The sequence below is a fragment of the Actinoplanes cyaneus genome (genome assembly GCF_016862095.1).
Lineage (GTDB): Bacteria > Actinomycetota > Actinomycetes > Mycobacteriales > Micromonosporaceae > Actinoplanes > Actinoplanes cyaneus.
This window is the reverse complement of record NZ_BOMH01000082.1, coordinates 1-15962: the sequence shown is the minus strand read 5'-3', so window position 1 is coordinate 15962 and position 15962 is coordinate 1. Positions and strand designations below refer to the sequence as shown.

Annotated in this window: 13 protein-coding genes; 3 read left to right on the top strand and 10 right to left on the bottom strand. The window is 68.7% G+C overall.

Annotated features, from left to right (window positions below; translation table 11 throughout):
* Positions 1-16: 16 nt before the first annotated feature.
* From Acy02nite_RS47400 to Acy02nite_RS42840, 4 genes are all read right to left on the bottom strand, one after another.
* Positions 17-2665: an AAA family ATPase gene (locus Acy02nite_RS47400; RefSeq protein ID WP_203755038.1), complete on the bottom strand. Its 2649-nt coding sequence runs from the start codon at positions 2663-2665 to the stop codon at positions 17-19.
* A gap of 222 nt (positions 2666-2887) precedes the next feature.
* Positions 2888-3664: an SDR family oxidoreductase gene (locus Acy02nite_RS42850; RefSeq protein WP_203755035.1), complete on the bottom strand. Its 777-nt coding sequence runs from the start codon at positions 3662-3664 to the stop codon at positions 2888-2890.
* Positions 3665-3695: 31 nt separating this feature from the next.
* Complete coding sequence (locus tag Acy02nite_RS42845; protein ID WP_203755032.1) at positions 3696-4433, bottom strand: SDR family NAD(P)-dependent oxidoreductase; 738 nt, start codon at positions 4431-4433, stop codon at positions 3696-3698.
* Between the two features lie 40 nt (positions 4434-4473).
* Positions 4474-5268 (bottom strand): SDR family NAD(P)-dependent oxidoreductase, encoded by a 795-nt coding sequence (locus Acy02nite_RS42840; protein ID WP_203755029.1) that lies wholly within the window; start codon positions 5266-5268, stop codon positions 4474-4476.
* Positions 5269-5668: 400 nt separating this feature from the next.
* Between Acy02nite_RS42840 and Acy02nite_RS42835 the strand changes: the two genes are divergently transcribed.
* On the top strand, positions 5669-7918 hold the full coding sequence (locus Acy02nite_RS42835; RefSeq protein WP_203755026.1) for an ATP-binding protein: 2250 nt from the start codon (positions 5669-5671) through the stop codon (positions 7916-7918).
* A 28-nt stretch (positions 7919-7946) separates the two neighbouring features.
* Here Acy02nite_RS42835 and Acy02nite_RS42830 read toward each other — a convergent pair whose 3' ends face one another.
* Positions 7947-8375, bottom strand: coding sequence for an STAS domain-containing protein (locus Acy02nite_RS42830; RefSeq protein WP_203755024.1), 429 nt, complete (start codon positions 8373-8375; stop codon positions 7947-7949).
* 256 nt (positions 8376-8631) lie between these two features.
* Between Acy02nite_RS42830 and Acy02nite_RS42825 the strand changes: the two genes are divergently transcribed.
* Positions 8632-10911, top strand: a complete 2280-nt coding sequence (locus Acy02nite_RS42825) for a helix-turn-helix domain-containing protein (protein WP_203755021.1) — start codon at positions 8632-8634, stop codon at positions 10909-10911.
* Here Acy02nite_RS42825 and Acy02nite_RS42820 read toward each other — a convergent pair.
* The 3 genes from Acy02nite_RS42820 to Acy02nite_RS42810 form a co-directional block, all read right to left on the bottom strand.
* Positions 10898-11440, bottom strand: coding sequence for a SigE family RNA polymerase sigma factor (locus Acy02nite_RS42820; RefSeq protein WP_203755018.1), 543 nt, complete (start codon positions 11438-11440; stop codon positions 10898-10900). The genes Acy02nite_RS42825 and Acy02nite_RS42820 overlap by 14 nt on opposite strands.
* Before the next feature lie 267 nt (positions 11441-11707).
* Positions 11708-12856 (bottom strand): serine hydrolase domain-containing protein, encoded by a 1149-nt coding sequence (locus tag Acy02nite_RS42815; protein ID WP_239175787.1) that lies wholly within the window; start codon positions 12854-12856, stop codon positions 11708-11710.
* Positions 12857-13030: 174 nt separating this feature from the next.
* Entirely contained in the window at positions 13031-13585 is a 555-nt protein-coding gene (locus tag Acy02nite_RS42810) for an NAD(P)-binding domain-containing protein (protein WP_203755015.1), read from the bottom strand.
* A gap of 275 nt (positions 13586-13860) precedes the next feature.
* Here Acy02nite_RS42810 and Acy02nite_RS42805 point away from each other — a divergent pair, with 275 nt between their 5' ends.
* Entirely contained in the window at positions 13861-14208 is a 348-nt protein-coding gene (locus tag Acy02nite_RS42805; RefSeq protein WP_239175786.1) for an SCO0607 family lipoprotein, read from the top strand.
* A gap of 150 nt (positions 14209-14358) precedes the next feature.
* On the opposite strand, the gene Acy02nite_RS42800 is transcribed toward Acy02nite_RS42805, so the two are convergent.
* Entirely contained in the window at positions 14359-15387 is a 1029-nt protein-coding gene (locus Acy02nite_RS42800) for an LLM class flavin-dependent oxidoreductase (RefSeq protein WP_203755013.1), read from the bottom strand.
* Positions 15388-15654: 267 nt separating this feature from the next.
* Positions 15655-15962 (bottom strand): hypothetical protein (locus Acy02nite_RS42795; RefSeq protein WP_203755011.1); only part of this gene is annotated, 308 nt, incomplete at its 5' end.

Below are 15962 nucleotides of genomic sequence, written 5' to 3'. Positions count from 1 at the left end.
CTGCGCCGGCTCGTGCTCAGGCCGGAATCGCGGTGAGCGCCGGATCGGCCGCCGGCCCGCTGAGATCGCCGAGGTCGGCGATCTCCCTGCGGGACGTGACGCCCAGCTTGGCGAAGACGTTGCGAAGGTGCGCCTCGACGGTTCGCGGGCTCAGGTACAACGTCTGCGCCACCTCCCGGTTGGTGGCCCCGTCAGCGACCAACCGGGCCACGGCAAGTTCCTGAGCGGTGAGCTGGTGGGTGGGCTGGCCCCCGCCACGTTGCAGACTGCTTCCCGTCGCCGCCAATTCCCGCGCGGCGCGTTCCGCGAAGGCGGACGCCCCGATCGCGGTCAGCTGACAATGCGCCAGACGCAGCTGGACGCGGGCTTCCCGCTTACGCCTGCCTCGCCGTAGCCACTCCCCGTAGAGCAGGTGCGCCCTCGCCAGCCGCGGCGCGGCGCTGCTGTTCGTCAGCTCTTGGATCGCCTGCTGGTATTGGCATTCAGCCTCGGCACCGGTTGCCAGCAGAGCGCGACACAACGCGGCCAGGCCACGGCTCCAGGAGGACGGGTGCAGCTGCGCTCGCTGCGACAGCCGCCGCGTCAACGGCTCGGCCACCTCGGGATGGCCGGCCCGGACCGCGGCTTCGACCACCTCCACCGGCAGCCAGGCGTGGAAACCGCCTTCGTCGAGCTCGGCCGCGCGCCGGCCCGCTTCGAGGGCGTCGGTGTACCGGCCCAGTCCGTTGAACAGCACCGTCCGGGCGTAGTCGAAGCCGGTCAGGAACCAGCCCTCCTGGCGGGCGAGCACGCCGGGCTCCCGTTCGGCGATGAGCCGTTCGACATGCCGTTGCCGGCCCTGCCACGCCGCAATCACCGCACTGACGTGCGACAGCGGCGGCACTCCGATGGCAGCGGCCGACGCGTCACTGTCGTCGGCGAGTTCCCGGGCCAGCTCGAACTCGCCGGCGTGCAGATGCCACAGGGCCTGGTAGGCGGCGACGACCGGGACAGAGCCCAGAGCGCCGTCCTGCCGTGCCGAGATCAGCCGGTCCCGGGTGACGTCCCGGAACGCTTCCTCGTCCCACGCGTCGCCGGTCTGGCGGGAGAGGTGTTTCAGGGCGGCGAGGTCACTTCCGCTGTCGCCCTCGGATGCCGCGGCGAGTGACGCCCGCAGCTCCGTCACGATTCGCGGGTCGGCGAGACGTCCCTGCAGAACGGTGACCGCGTAGGCATCGCGCCGGATTCGGACGGCCTCGGCGGGGTCGGTGGCCTCCACGTCCTGCGCGGCAGCCAGAAGCATGGTGAGCGCTTTGCGGCTGTGCCCCGTGGACAGGGCTATCCGCGCCTCCAGGACGTCGACCGCGACCGGGATGCCGGTGTCGCTGGCGTGCGTACGCGCCGCGACGGTCAGCTCCGTCGCAGCCTGGAGGTTCCCGCTGAGCCGATGGGCGTCGGCCGCGGCCAGCAGACGGCTGCGCCGCAGGTCCGGATCCGGGGTACGGGCGGCCGCCAAGCCGAGCAGGACGGCCGCGGCCGGCAGCCCGCCACGCTTTCGCGCATGCGGAGCCGCGTCGGCGAGTTCCTGGGCGACGTCCTCGTTCAGGGCGTCGCTGGCGAAGGCCCGGTGCCACGCCCGCCGGTCCGGGTCTGTCCGCGGGTCGATGACTGCCGCAATCGCTCGGTGCACTGCCTGCCGGTTCTCCGGGGTGGCCGCGTGATAGACGGTGTGGCGCGTATGCGGGTTCGCGAACCGCACATGCGAGTCGACGGTCAGCAGGCCCGCTTGTTCCGCCGCGTGCAGCGTGCCGTCGGGCACGCCGAGGTGCCGAGTCGCAGCGACGAGCAGCGTCGGGTCGCCGGTCGGGTCCGCGGCGGCCACGGTCAGCAGTCGCCTGGTCGCTTCCGGCAGCGTGGCCAGCACGGGGAAGGGTTCCTCCGCCGCATTGGTCCAGGCGGGTGGCGGGGGGCAGTCGTATCCTCCGCCGAACGCCCACGGCGTCGTAGCGGTGAAGTCGGTCAGCAGCCCGGGATTGCCGCGGGCCTCGGCCACCAGCCGCTCCCTGACCCGGGGATCCATCGGAGCGAGCGCACGAGTGGTCAAGAAGTCGCGGGCGGCGGCGTCGCTGAGCCGGGCCGGGATCACCGTCGGCAGGCCGTCGAAGGACGCGGCAGCGCCGTCGCGATGCACGAACAGCAGGAGCACCGGCTGCCCGGTCAGCCGGGAGGCGACATTGCGCAGTACGGTCAGACTGGCCAGGTCGATCCACTGGGTGTTCTCGATCACGCAGGCGATCGGATCGGACTGGGCGACATCGGCGAGCCAGGCCAGCAGTTCCTCGATAAGAGCGCGGGTCAGCTCCAGCGGCAGATCGGCGGAGCTCACCACCTGGTGCAGGATCGGGGCCGCCGTGGCGAGATCGCTGCTCTGCGGGCCGACCGCGCAGGACAGCAGGTGCAACCCGGCGAACGGGACCGCCCGCTCGTGGCGGCTGCCCAGCACCCGCAGAACTTTGAAACCCTTGCCGTACGTTTCCAGCGCGTGCTCGACCAGCGCGGACTTGCCGATCCCCTCGACGCCGCGTACCACCGCTGCGGCGCCCGCCCCGGCACGTACGGTGTCGAACAGCCGACCGAGGCACGCCAGGTCCTCGTCACGTTCGTACAGCGCGGTGCCGGTGCTCATCGGCCGGCTTCCGCGTCAGATGGTGCGGCGATGGCGCGCATTCGTTCTCCCCCACGTACAAGCTGACTCTTCTGGTTCCTCCATCGAAGCGGTTCCGTCGTCGGGAGACCAGGAAGAAGACACGAAGAGTTCGTCCGCCGCGGGGGCGCGGGCACACAACTGCCGGTGGAGGTCGCCCCCACGACCTCCACCGGCAGGCGGCAGCGCCGCGCGATGGCCTACTCAGATGATCTGCTCGGTGGGCAGGATGGTGATCTCGGTGAGGTTGACATGCTTGGGAACCGAGGCCACGAACGCCACGGTCTCGGCGACGTCGGCGGACTGCAGCACGTCGATCTGCTTGATCAGGTCCGCCATCAGCGTGGTGGCGTCCGGATCGGTGACGTGCAGCGGCAGCTCGGTGTCGACCATGCCGGGCTCGACGGCCGACACGCGCACCTTCTTGCGGCCGAGCTCGGTGCGGAGCACGCGGGCCAGGTGGCTGATGTAGGCCTTCGTGCCGGAGTACACCTGGAACTTCTCCAGGATGCGGGTGGCCGCGATGGAGGAGGTGAAGATCAGGTCAGCGGACCCGCCGGCGGCGGCCGCCGACTCCAGGTCGTGCACGAACGTCTGAACGGTGTTCATGACGCCCTTGACGTTGAGGTTGATCTGCTCGTCCCAGTCGTCGATCGTCAGGTCGTCGATCGGGGAGACGTGCTGGACGCCGGCGTTGGCGAAGACCAGATCCACGGTGCCGAACTCGTCGTGCACGGCCTCGGCTGCGCGGACCATGGCGGCACGGTCGGTGACGTCGGTCGGCACGGCCAGTGCACGGCCACCACGCTCGGTGATCCGGGCGACGGCCGCGTTCAGACGGTCTTCACGGCGGGCCAGCAGCGCCACGCTGGCGCCGAGCGCGGCGAGCCGCTCAGCAGTCGCCTCACCGATGCCACTGGATGCACCGGTCACGACGGCGATGCGGCCGGCCAGCGGGCTTGCGGTCAGGACAGTACTCATGATCGAAATCCTTTCGTGGGGGTGAACTGGATCAGTTGTGCACGGGCAGGCCGGCGGACTCGCCGCCGTCGGCGATGAATTCGGCGCCGGTGCTGAAGGCGGAGTCGTCGCTGGCCAGGAAGAGCACCAGAGGGGTCAGCTCGGTGTCGGCAGCGGTGCGGTGCAGTGCCACGTTGGCGGTGTTGTCGCCGAGTTCCTCGGTCATTGGGGTACGGACGAAGCCGGGGTGCACCGAGTTGACCCGGATGCCGTACTGACCGAGGTCGAGGGCGGAGGTCTTCGTCAGGCCGCGGATGCCCCACTTCGAGGTCGTGTACGCGGGCAGCCAGGCGTACCCGGTCATTCCCGCTGTCGACGAGACGTTGATGATCGATCCACCGCCGGCCGCTTTCAGGGCCGGGATGACCGCCTTCGTGCCGTTCCAGATGCCGGTCAGGTTGACGCCGATGACCTCGTCCCACATTTCGTGCGAGTGGGTCTCGATGGACTCGCGCCGGAAGATGCCGGCGTTGTTGACCAGCACGTCGAGTCGGCCGAACCGTTGCACGGTCTGCGTGACGATGTCGGTCCAGCGCTCGCGGTCCCGGACGTCGAGCTCGGCGAACATCGCTCGTTCGCCCAGGTCGTCGGCGAGTTTGGCGCCGAGGTCGGTGAGCACGTCGGCGATGACGACGCTCGCACCCTCCTCGACGAATCGCCGGGCGTGCGCGGCACCCATGCCCCGGGCGCCGCCGGTGATGATGGCAACTTTCCCGTCGAGCTTGCCCATCTGTTTCCTCCTCTGCGGTCGGGATCGGACGATGTGCGGTTCAGGAAGGGATCAGCGATGCGGTCCGGGCTGCCAGGGCAGTCGCGGCCGAGAGATCGCGTGCCTCCTCGCTCGGCGCGACGATCTCGCCGTCGTCGATGTAGGTGCCGGTGGGCACGTCAGCGGTGACGGCCTCGGCGATACGCCGCCCGCCGTGTTCCACCCGGGCCCCGCCGGCCCCGAACATCTGATGCAACAGGCTGGTGCTGATCACGCCGGGGCTGATCGCGACGACGCCGATGCCGCGATCGCTCACCTGCTGCGCGAACTGCAGGGAATAGGTGAGGATCGCCAGCTTGGACTGGGCGTAGGCCCGCACCGGGTCGTACCCGTGCGCCAGGTTGAGGTCGTCGAGCGCGAGGCTGACCATGCGGTGCGTGGTGGAGCTGACGTTCACGATCCGTCCGCCCGACGGGATCGCCGGCAGCAGAATCTCGGTCAGCAGGGTCAGCGCGAGGTAGTTGACCTGCAGGGTGCGTTCGTTGCCGTCCGCGGTGACCTGCCGGTGTGCGGTACCGGGCACGCCGGCGTTGTTGATCAGGACGTCGATCGCCGGCACCATCGCGCGGATCTCGGCGCCCGCCTGCCGCACCTGTTCGAACGACGTGAAGTCGGCCGCCACGTAGTGGACCTCGGTATGGGCGCCAAGTTCCTTGATCAGGGCGGCGACCTCGGACGCCGGCTGCGGCCCCTGGATGACCAGCGTGCCGGTGTGTGGGGCCAGCAACCGGGCGGCGGCTTGCCCGATGCCGCTGGTGGCACCGGTCAGGACGACGGTTCTGCCGTCGAGGTTCATCTCGAGCCCCCTTCCGTTGGACAAACCGAATGTCCCAGGGGGTGGTGGCCGAACGTATCGGTGCTTCTCGCCTAAACGGTCAGCACGCCAGTGACGGCGTCGCTAAGGGGCAGTAAGCGCAGGCAACGGGTGCTCCGGTCACGTCGCCATCGGCGACAACCACCTATACGAGGGCGGTGAGGTGGTCGGCTCCGGCTACGCCGGACAGGCCGCCCGGATTACGTGCCGTAGCGGATCTGCGCCGATGACCATATGTCGTGCGTGCAACGCCGCCGGAATAGCACAGGCCCGCCTGGCCTGATCGGTGTGGGAGCGCTCATCTCGCCCTCCACTTGGGGATACGGTGTATCTCACCGATCAGCACAGGACGATCGTGACTTCGGTTCGTACAGGGGTGGACATGGTGGAACCCGAAGCGCTGGGACCCCTGCTCCGCCGGCTCCGCCTGACTGCGGACATGACCCTCGAGCAGCTGGCCACCGCGGCCGGCGTCACCGACCGCACGCTCAGCGATCTGGAGCGTGGAGCCAGCCGAGGCGCGCGGGCGAGCACGATCGACGCGATCGCCGACGCGCTCGGGATCGCGGCAGCCGAACGGTCGACGCTGGCCGCCGCCGCCCGTGCCGGCCGCAAACGCGGTTCGGCGGCCACCGCACAGGCGTTGCCGATGCCCGCCCCGTTCACCGATTTCACCGGACGAAACGCCGAACTGACCCACATCCGGATACGTGTGGGCAGCGGGCCGGTCGACAGTGCGTGCCCCATCGTGTTGATCAACGGGGAACCCGGCATCGGGAAGACCTCGCTGGCGGTGCAGGCTGCGACACAGCTCGCGCCCCGCTTCCCGGACGGTCAGTTCTTCGTCGACCTGCGAGGGCTCGCAGAACATCCGTTGAGCCCGGAGGCGCTGCTCACGCAGCTGATCCAGGCAGTGGACCCGGCCACCGGCAGCTTTCCCCCACGGCTGGCCGACGTCACTGCCGCCTGGCGCAGCGTCAGTAAGGACAAGCGGATCATCATCGTCCTGGACAACGCGGCGAACGAGGCACAGGTCCGGGCGGCGATGCCCGCCCACGGGCCCGCCCTGGTCATCGTGACGAGCCGGCGTCTGCTCAGCGGACTGGAAAGCGTCGAACGCGTCGTGCTCTCCCCGCTGCCGGAGCAGGAGGCGGTCGCGCTGCTCACGCAGATCACCGCCGATCGCCCGGCCGAAGAGACCGAGCTGCGCGAGCTCGCGCGGCTCTGCGCCCACCTGCCGCTGGCGATCCGGGTCGCCGGCAACCGCTTGGCGAGCCGCCCCGGCAAGACGGCGGGCGGCCTGCTCGCCCGCATGTCCGACGAGCAGCATCGCCTGGCGGTGCTCTCCGCCGACGAGTCGGGGGTCAGCGCCGCGTTCTCACTCTCGTACGACCAGCTATCCGACGACGGCAGGCGACTGTTCCGGCGACTTTCCCTGGCGTACGGTTCGACCTGCGGGGCGGCGATAGCCGCTGTCGTCGCGCCACAGTCCGTCACCGAGGCGGAAGACGCCCTGGACGAGCTGATCGAACTCGGCCTGTTACAGGAAGCGGAGAACAACCGGGTCAAGTTTCACGACCTGCTGCGGCTCTACGCGGAACTCCGACTGCGCGAGGACGACGACACGCACGCCGTCTCGGCGGCGCGGGCACGGCTGCGCAACTGGCTGCTCGACACCGCCATCGTCGCGGGTCGCTGGTACGAGCCCGACAACACCGCACCTCAGCCGGAGCTGCGGCTGGCCGTCATCGACTCGCCGGCGGCCGCCAAGGCGTGGTTGACAGCGGAGGCGGAGAACTGGTTCGGCGCTCTGTCCGAGGCAGCGGAGCTCGGTGAGCACCAGCGAGTCGTCGACGTCGCCGAGTCCCTGCACTGGTTCTCCGATCACTGGCTGGACTGGGGCCGCTGGCACGAGGTCTTCGCGCTGTCGAGCGAGGCGGCCAGCCGCCTGTGCGACGACCGCCTGCAGGCCACCCACCTGGGCTACCTCTCCTGGGCACACAACTTCTGTCTGGCCGAGTACGACACCGCCACCCGGTTCGCGGAGCGCGCCTTCTTCTTCGCCCGGCGGGCCGGCGACCGCCAGCAGATGGCGTGGGCCCGCATGTATCAGGCATGGGCGCTGCTGGCGCAGGACCATCACCGGGAGGCGCTCGAGCCGGCGCGGGAGTCAGTCGAGCACTTCGCCGCCGCCGGTGACCGTGCGGGGCTGCCGCAGGCCTTGATCGGCCTGGGCAACGTTTTACGGGCACTGAGTCGGCATCAGGAGGCACTCGACGCCATCGAGCGAGCTCTCACGCTGGTGACGGACCCGCGGACAGCGCCCCGGGACAGCATCGCCTACTTCACGATGATCTCGGCACGTGCGCACGCCGCCCACGTGTATGTGCATCTGCAGCAGTGGGAGAAAGCCGTGGACGCAGTCACCACGGCCTTGCAGCCGCACGAGACTCCGATCCCGTTCCGGCACCGGATCCGCCTGCTCGAGCAACGAGCCGAGGCCTACCAGCAACTCGGCGAGAACACCCCGGCCAGGGACGACCTCGAAACGATCCTGCGGCTGCAGGAGGCCGCGGACGACGACGCCGGGGCTGAGCGGACCAGGACAAGGCTGCAGCACCTGCCGGCGTAGTCGCCGCCGGCTCGGGGCGTCGTTGCCGCTAACTCGGGGACACCAAGGACCGGATCGCTGATGCCGGCGGCCGCTGTGCCGCTGCGTCCACCTCCGGGAAGGGAACCGTCATCAGCGCCCGGTCGACGCGGGGCCGCGTGGTCCCGCCTTCCAGCAGTGGGAGCACTCCGGCGATGTCGAGCACCCGCCGGACGAAGCCCGCCGCTCCGGTGATCTTCAGGTCGACGCCGGCGCTCGCGGCAGCGGCGCGGCACTGCAGCAGGGCGCCGGTGCCGGCCATGTCGAGAAAGGTCAAGTGGTGCAGGTCGACGAGAACGAAGCGCTTGCCAGGGCCGGAGGCGATCTCGACCGCCTCCGTGACAGCGTCCACGCCGCTGATGTCGAACTCGCCGTACAAGGTGATCACCGCGGCACGGCGGTAAAGGTCGTTGATGGTGATGAACACAGATGCAGTCATGGCCCGGTCTCCTGTGAGTTCGCCCCACCGGCCCGCCTGACGGATCGACGGGAACGTCCGGCACGGTCACCGTGCCGGAGGCGACGACCCGGACAGGTCGTCTGTCTGCTCTCACCATGCCGATCAGCCGGTCGGTGGCGAATCTGTCACGATCGCCTATTTGCCGGACAGCAATAGAGGATTCTCGCGAGACCGGCATCACCAGCCGACAGGCGGCCGTTTGCTGCTCCTGAGTCAGTAGGTGATCATGGATGGCGTGGAGAGCAGGATCGGAACGTCTGCGCCCGCAGCGCTCGGCCCACTACTGCGTCGGCTGCGCGTGGCCGCCGGACTGACCCTCGAGCAGCTCTCCGAGGTGTCCGGCATCAGTGATCGCGCCATCGGCGACATGGAACGCGGAGTGAGCAGAGGTCCCCGAGCCAGCACCATCGCCGCCCTGGCCGACGCCCTGCGGCTGGCGTCCGATGACCGGCACGCGCTGGCCGCAGCCGCACGAGCCGGGCGCACGAAGGACCTACCACGAATCGACACGTACACCGACCTGCCGCTACCGCGGGTCGTAGCGGACTTCACCGGCCGTTCCGACGAATTGCGGAAGATCCGGGACGGCATCGGCGGTGCTGGACGAGGCGGCCGGTGTCTACTGATCAGCGGGCCACCGGGGATCGGCAAGACGTCCCTGGCCGTGCAGGCGGCGAGGCAGCTCTCCGCCAAGTTTCCCGACGGTCAATACTTCGTCGACCTGCAAGGCTTCGCCCAGAATCCGCTGAGCGCGGTCGGCGTCCTGGCACGGCTCATCCGGGCGATCGAGCCCCAAGCTTCGGCAGTGCCGCAACAGCTGTCCGAAGCCACTGACCTGTGGCGCCGCGTCAGCACCGGCAAGCGCATCCTCGTGGTGCTGGACAACGCCGCCGACGAGGAGCAGCTGCGCGCGGCGATATTGGGCGAAGGCCCGGCAGTGATGCTGGCCACGAGCCGTCGGATGCTGAGCGGACTGGACGGCGTCGACCGGCTGCCGCTGGCGCCGTTGAGTGGGCCGGACGCCGTCGCGCTGCTCGAACAGCTGACACCCGGCCGCCGGACGGCTGCCGCGGAGCTGCGGCAGCTCGCCCATCTGTGTGCGAATGTGCCGCTGGCGATACGGGTGGCCGGCAACCGGCTGGCCACGCGCAGTCGTTGGACAGCGGGCGATCTCATCGCCCGGCTGTCCGCTGACAATCGCCGGCTTGACACTCTCACCGCGGGCGATCTGCAAGTCAGCGCCGCGTTCGCCGTGTCGTACGACCAACTGTCCCCGGCGGCCCGGCGGCTCTTCCGCCGGTTGCCGATCGCGGCCGGCACCACGACGAGCACGGAAGCAGCCGCTGTGCTCATCGGGCGGCCGGCCGACGACACGGACGATCTGCTCGACGAATTGGTCGAGCTGAGCTTGCTGGAACAGACGACCGCCGGCAGGTTCCGCACCCATGATCTGCTGCGCTCGTACGGCGAGTCACGCCTGCGCCAGGAGGAGTCGCCGGAGGAGATCCGTGCGGCTGAGCAGCGATGGCGGCAGTGGCTGCTGACAGCCACCATCGAAGCGGGCCAGTGGTTCGAGCCACCCGTCCCTGGCAGTGACACCCGGTCGGCGACCGGCCCGGCACAGTCGGCGGACGAGGCAGCGGCCTGGCTGCAGGCCGAAGGTGACTCCTGGTTCGCCGCCCTGACCGGAGCCGCTCGAGCCGGGGAGCATCAACTCGTGGTCGACGTCGCCGAGTCGCTGCACTGGTACTCCGACCATTGGCCGCACTGGCACCGCTGGCACGACGTATTCGCCCTCTCCACCGAAGCCGCCAGACACCTGGGTGACGATCGGCTCCAAGCGATCCACCTCGGGTATCTTGCCTGGGCAGAACTCGTCTGCGTAGTCGGGTACGAGGCCGCACTTCGTCATGCCGATGAGGCGTTCGTCCTCGCTCGTCGTGCCGGCGACTACCGTCAGATGGGTTGGGCACGCGACTACCGCGCATGGGCGCTTACGGAATTGGATCGGCCCGGTGAGGAGCAATTGACGGCCGCGCAGGAGGCCGTCGGCCTCTTTTCCAAGACTGAGGACTGGATCGGACTGTCACAGGCGCTGATCAGTCAAGGCATCGCCTTGCAGCACATGGACCGCCTCGACGAAGCGGCCGGCGCCTTCGAGCGGGCCGCCGCCGTGGCTCAAGGCCCAGCCACGGCACCTATCGAAGCGCTCAGAGCCTTGACCACAGTCGGGGCCCTTTGCCGCATCGCGGAGATCCATTTGCGGCTCCATCGGTGGGACGCCGCGGTGCGAGTTGCCACCACCGCTCTCGAGTGCTCGGACTTGCCCGACACGGCGCTGCTTCGCAGCCGGACCCTATTGGTTCGAGCTCAAGCCCATCAACAGCTGGGCAACGTTGCCATGGCGCGAGCCGACCTCGAGGCAGTGCGGGACATCAGGGCGGCAGCCAAGGACGCGGCCGGCCTGCGCGAGGTGGAGGAGCAACTGCGTACCTTACCCGCTACGGGGCAATGAGCTCCTGGTCCGCGAGTAGTTCCGTGACACCGGGGTGGCTGCGCAGTGCGCTCAAGGCGCGAGCCGTCTGACTCTTGACATTGCCGGGCGAACAGCCGAGGTACGCCGCGGTCTCCTCCACCGACAGGTCGTGGACGTAGCGCAGCACGAGGATCCGCTGGCGGCTCGGCGGCAGCACAGCGAGCAGCGTCACCAAGGTTCGCCGGTCGGTCACCGTATCCATCTCGGATCGCCCGCCGGGGTGCTCGGGGAGAGCTTCCACCGGCAGCTCCACCTGTCGTGCGCGGCGTCGCTCGTCGAGCAGCGTGCGGATCAGGATGCGCCGCACGTAAGCGTCGGGATTGCCGGCCGCGGAGACCCGCGCCCAGTGGCGCAGGATCTTCAGCACCGCGGTGGAGACGAGGTCCTCCGCCGTGTGCCAGTTGCCGCAGAGCCGGTAGGCGGTGCGACGCCAGCCGTCGAGCCTGTCCGACACGTATTCGCGATACCCGTCCACGTCCCGGACGGACGGGCGAACGTCATGACTCATTCAAGCTCTCCAGTTGGCACGATGGGTGCCCAGCGTGCGGCTCGGGAGACCGATCGCGTATCGGTGGTCATCGCCTAAGTGCGTGCGAGCAGTCAGCTTCCGGGTGTCGTCGTACCGGTCATCGGAGGCAGCACGCATGCAATCCGTCGATGCCTTGCGCTGCACCGCCTGACGCCTCAATCGCATGCCAGGGCCGGGGAAGATACCGGCCCTGGCATAGATCCCCGTGGTGAACGGGACCACGAGGCTCCTACGTGCGTCATCGGATCAGCGGCACAGGGCGACATCGACGAAGCGGACCACGCTGTCGGCCGCATTCGGCGAGTTCGGCACCGCCCCGGGCAGCGCGGTGACGGCAACCGATGCTGCTCGGCCGTCCTCGGTCACGCCGTCGCGCGTCTCGTATCCATAGATGTCGCCGCCATGCCCCCACATCAGGCCGCCGCAGCTCAGGGGGGTGCTGATGATGCCGAGCCCGTACCGGGCACCGGCCCACATGCCGGGCGCAGCCACTGTCGTCCGCATCTGCTCGTGCTGAGCCGGTGCGAGCAGCCGACCGGCCTGCAGGGCGGAATAGAACGTGTTGAGGTCCTCGGTGGTGCCGATCATGCCGCCCGCCGCCCAGGCCCAGGACGGGTCCAAGGTCGTGACGTTCCGAAGTCTCCCGCCGGGTGTGGAGGCGTGGTAACCGATCGGATGCGGCTTCCGGATGCTCTCCTCGCCGGCGCCCGGGAAGTAGGTGTGCCGCAGACCCAGGGGCTGAATGATGCGCCGAGTGATCTCCTCGCCGACCGGACGGGCGGTGACTCGTTCGATGAGCATTCCGGCGAGCAGGTAGTTGGTGTTGCTGTACTCCCAGCTCTGCCCCGGCGCGAAGTGGGCCTTCTCGGTGAGAGCTAGATCGAGAAGGTCCCGCGGTGTGACATAGCGGTGCTGCACCGGGAAGATGTCGTCAGCCAGGTACTGGGCGGCATAGTCAGGCAAACCGCTGGTGTGCTGCAGCAGTTGCCGCACGGTGATCCGCCGCCCGTCGATGCCGTCGCCCCGTACTAGACCCGGCAGGTAGGTCTCCACCGGCTCGTCGAGCTTGACCCGGCCCTCGCCGACGAGCTGAAGCACGACGACGGCCGTGAACGTCTTGGTGTTGCTGCCGATCCGGATCTGGGCGTTCGCGGGGATTGTCGCCCCGGTGCGAAGGTCGGCCACTCCCGCGCTGTAGTGGCGGGCTTTCTTGTCGCGGCCGCGAACAGTGGCTACTGCTCCAGGGAAGTGGCTCTCGCTGACCAAGGCGGTCACGCTCGACCGGACAGCGTCACGTTCGTGCGCGACGGCTGGTGTGCCGGCCACGGCCACCGCACCAGCGGCGAGCACCACGGCGGCCCGGCCGATCCGGCGGGGCATGTAGAGGTCGGACACAGGATCTCCTTCAACTCGAATTCCTTTCGAGCCTCCTCGAGATCAACTTGACCGACCATGGAGCTACCTGGCAGGTGTGCGGTAGGGCTAGCGGTACCGGGCCGCGTACACAACCGACCCAACATCGACTACCGCGCTCACGATCCGCATCGGGGATCTGCAGACGGCTGGTCGTCAGGTCCACAGTTCACCCGGGGCGCCGTACCAGGAGAAGTAGGGTCCGTACCCGTTCGCCGCGATGGCGCGGACCAGGCGTAGATGCTGCTCCAGCAGCGGAGCATGGCTGAGGTCTCCGACGAAGACCGGCTTGAAGCCGACGTCACGGATGAGCCGTTCAGCGACGGGCCGGGCGGCTGCGTCGGCGGCATACAGATGGCTCGGACGGGTCTGCTGGCGCTCGATCTCGTCGTACAGCAGCGCATAGTCAGTGTTGAACGCCTTCGCGACCGGGCCTCCCACCAGCGACTGCACCAGATGTGCCAGGGACAGGTGGTCGACTGGTGGAGGACCCTGCAAGTTCGTCGCGTCGATCGTCACCGCCCCGCGGTATCCGTCGACCACCCGTAGGGCACGCGCGACAGAAACCGCGGGCACCGCAACGACCAGCACGTCGGCGCCACTGGCGTCCCCGCCTTCGCGGCCCAGAGCAGTGACCTGATGGCCGGCAGCCAACCAGAACCGGGACAAGGCAGAGCCCAGGTGCCCACGGCCCACGATGGCGATCTCCACTGATCTCCTGTCGCCTGCTCTGTCGACCCGAGCGAGACGCTCCTGTGCTATCGAGCCGACCCGGGCTGCCGCCTCCGGCAGACACCTGACGCTCGCCGGGCTACAGAAGGTTGCACAGAACGCAAATGATTCTCAACTTAACGGCTGCTCCTGCCTGCGGTGCAGTCAGCCAGGACCGTCGCATCGCTCGCGTCTCGCCCAGCTGGGTAGGGCCGCCGCCCGGTGTCCTGGCGAACGCATGCCAGCATGATCGCCACACAGGAAAGGAACCACTCATGCCACACCTCCGATCCGGCCTGCGCGATCACGGCGGCCGATGGCTCGCACTCCAGGCAGCAGCGGCACTCGCCTTCCTGCTGGTGAGCGGCTGTTCTTCGCAGGACGCCACCTGCAAGAACGGCGAGTACCCGGCAGCGCAGGTGAACGGCCCGGGCAGCTACTGCGTCCCTGACGGCCAGGAGCCGGATACGGGCTTCGTCCGCTACCCGGACGGCAAGGTGCCCCGTCACGTCGGCGACGAGTGGGATGTCTACTGGCGCACTCATCGCCTCGACGCACAAGGCAACGAGATCGCGGCCGACACGTCGCCGGCCGCCAGCGTCGCAACTTCAGCCAAGCGCTGAGATCCGCCGCCGACTTTCGGCAACGACGGGCGCGCTGGATCAATTAGCTGTACTGGCGGCCGTGACGATGGCGCAGAGGGTCGGGACGTCTGCGCCAGACACCGCGCCCGCCTGTTCCGCGTCGCGACGCGGAACAGGCGAACAACACACTCAGGCCATCATGTCCCGCACCATGGGAGCAACCTTCGAACCGAAGAGCTCGACGGCCCGCATCCGGGCGCTCGTGGACTGAGCTCCAGCGGTGTAGATCAGATCGAAGCGGTCCACCCCCAGCGCACCGGCGCCCTGAGCGATCCGGCGGGCGACGGTCTCCGGCGAGCCGATGTAGAGCGAACCGTGCTCGACCTCGGCATCGAAGGTGGATCGCCGCAGAGGGGGCCAGCCCCGCAGCGCGCCGATGCGGTCGATCTGCACCTTGTAGGCGGGGTAGAACAGCTCTTTGGCCTCCTCGTCGGTGTCGGCGACGAACCCCGGCGAGTGCATGCCGACCAGGCCCGCAACTGTGCCCAACTGTTCCGCGGCCTGCCGGTACAGGTCGACATACGGCGCGAACCGCTGCGGCTGCCCACCGATGATGGCCAGCATCAGCGGCAGACCGTGCCGGGCCGTACGCACCACGGACTGCGGCGACCCGCCGACGCCCACCCACGCCGACAACCGTCCCGACTCGGTCTTCGGGTAGACGTCCGCATTCTCCAACGCCGGCCGGGTCGTGCCGCTCCAGGTCACCGGCTTCTCATCGAGAAGCTTCACGAACAGATCGAGCTTCTCCTCGAACAACACGTCGTAGTCGGCCATGTCGTAGCCGAAGAGAGGGAACGACTCAGTGAATGAGCCTCGCCCGAGGATGGTCTCGGCCCGTCCGTTCGACAACGCGTCGACCGTGGCGAACCGCTGGAAGACTCGAACCGGGTCGTCAGAGCTGAGCACCGTCACCCCGGAGCCCAGCTTGATCCGTTTGGTCCGGGTGGCAATGCCGGCCAGCACGGTCTCCGGCGTCGAGATCGAATACTCCGGCCGGTGGTGCTCCCCCAGCGCGATTGCGTCCACGCCCAGGTCATCGGCCAGGACCGCCTCGTCGACGACCTGGCGGATCGCGGCAGCATCGGACAGCAGCGCGCCGGAGTCGTCCGACGGCACGTCGCCGAACGTGTCCAGGCCCAGAATCAGATCGGTCATGGCCGCCCCCTAGTAATTGACGTGTCAGTTACTTGAATCTGACCGCGTCAACCACTCGACGGGCTGATTTATGCCGGACCGTCGAGCCACTCGCGATCTGAGCAAGACCGAAGGTGCCATGCCGCGATGCGGGCGGTGACCCGATGGAGCACCCACTGAACCACAACCGTTCCGATAGGCATCTCGCGCCGCGTCATGCACTCCTGCCAACGCAGAGCACACTCCATTTGGCCCCCACCTGGTTCCGCTCAGCTCCGTAACGGAGCGTCAATCGGGGTGCGAGGCCTTCTGGACATGCGAGGTCTCGGCGTGTCCAGTTGCCTGCCGTCCGTTCAGGGCTTCCAGCTCCTGCTCTACTGCAAGCAGGCCCGATGCATCGCCGTCCACCTTCTTGATTTCCCATATCGTTTCGAGGTCCGCGCGGGCTGCTGCCAGATCACCGAGTTCCCGGTAGGCCCGGACCCTCGTCTGGAGAATCCAGACACGGATGGGTATCGCAGCCGGCAACCCCGACGTCCGCAATGCTCGGGTGGTGACCTCAACCGCAGTCTCCCACTCCTGCAGGTCCGCATGGA